2 protein-coding genes are annotated in these 1544 nt (G+C 50.6%); both read right to left on the reverse strand.

What is annotated here, in order from left to right:
• Nucleotides 1–16: 16 nt before the first annotated feature.
• On the reverse strand, nt 17–313 hold the full coding sequence (locus ACWIGM_RS31330) for a Bbp19 family protein (protein ID WP_000133160.1): 297 nt from the start codon (nt 311–313) through the stop codon (nt 17–19).
• Nucleotides 310–1544: portal protein (locus tag ACWIGM_RS31335; RefSeq protein ID WP_454029852.1), on the reverse strand; the 1235-nt coding region annotated here is incomplete at its 5' end. The genes ACWIGM_RS31330 and ACWIGM_RS31335, both read right to left, overlap by 4 nt.

Genomic DNA, 1544 nt, shown 5'->3' on the forward strand with positions numbered 1-1544 from the left:
GCAAATAAACTCATGATCACTCCTGTTCACTGGCCTCTTTGGCCATCTTCAAATACTGTTCAGGGCAATGCGCCATAACGCGCTGAAACAGTTCCAGCGCCAGATTGCGTTGCCCCTCATTAAATGCCATTGCCATAGCGTCCATCGGTGAGATAGCGGAAAACACACGGCCTTTCTCCAGCACCGACCAGACAACGCGACGCCCCTGTTCACTGCTCATGACAAAGCGAATGTCATCAATTTCACGCTGCGCCATGTCACGTTGCTTACGGGCGTTTTCTTCTTTCAGTTGATCGTCTTCGTAATCTGTCATTGTGATTGCCCACCCTGACCACTAACTGCATTCGCCATAGCTGACAAAACACTCGGATCCGAAGTTTTAGCTTCGCTTAGCGTCTTGGCCCCCTGTGCCGCCGCCATCCCCATCGCCATCATTTGTTGCTGCTGTTGTTGCTGTGCCCGTTGCTGGCGAGCCTGCTCAACCTGTTCCTGCGGAACAATGACGGTTGGAGACACTCCGGACATATCAGCGAATGCATCGATCGCCTGATCAACGTTGAGTTTGTCGAGAGCTTCTGGTTTCGCTTGCGCAAGTTGACCAATGAAGTTGACCGTAGACGCCAGACTGGACAGGCCGATAGACTTCTGCGCCTGAGCCATGACGGAAATGTATTCGACCTTCAGGGGCATACCTTCCATCGCGTCAGGCGGTGGCGGCAGCATGTTTTTACGCACCATCATCGAGAAAGCGCGGTCAATGAGAGGATTAAGACATTCGTCGTTCAGACGCTCCAGAACCGGCCCCAACATCAGAAGTTTTTCTTCTTTCATTTCGATCACTGCTTCAACAGGCATCGAGCGGGTATTGATGTTCTGCAACATCATGAACAGATCGACAAAGTAGGCGCTGTTAATGATTTGACGAGTGTCCTGAATGTCTGCTACCAGATCTGCTGTACTGGGGTTAACCAGATAAGCAGGCCTGAAGCCATCCTGACCAGTAATCTGATCGATATACGTGATGTCACCAGGAAGAAGGGAGGCGCGCTGATTCTTGAGGGAAGTCGGAGCAACCATCGGCGGATTGGTGGCTTTATCAATCAACTGCGACTTGCGCTCCTGGAGAAGTTGCAATGCCTTAACAGGTCCAAGCGCCAGCATACCCGGGCATGATGATCCATAAACATCTTCGCCATTAACTTCCCAGCGCGGAGCCATAATTGGAAACTCATCAAATCCGGACTCACGCAACAACTTGTCGTTATCGCCACCAACCTCGTAATAAACCGATTTGAATGGCTTGTTCTTGCTATCCAGCTTCGATGTATCGCGGTCAATGTTCGGGTAAACCGAATGCATCACTTCAATCCACTTCTCGTAGGTGCCGCTTTCCCACATGCTTTTTACGGATTCGCTGACGTTATTTAGTCCGAACTCCTGAACAAGCTGACGAACAGTCATAGAGAACTTGCGAAAACAGGTGTCCACACTGCCACGAGGTGAGTTAGCCAGGTAGTAACTTCCTATCGGGAATGGCATTGTAC

This window comes from Allobosea sp. NPDC055332 (genome assembly GCF_053645455.1).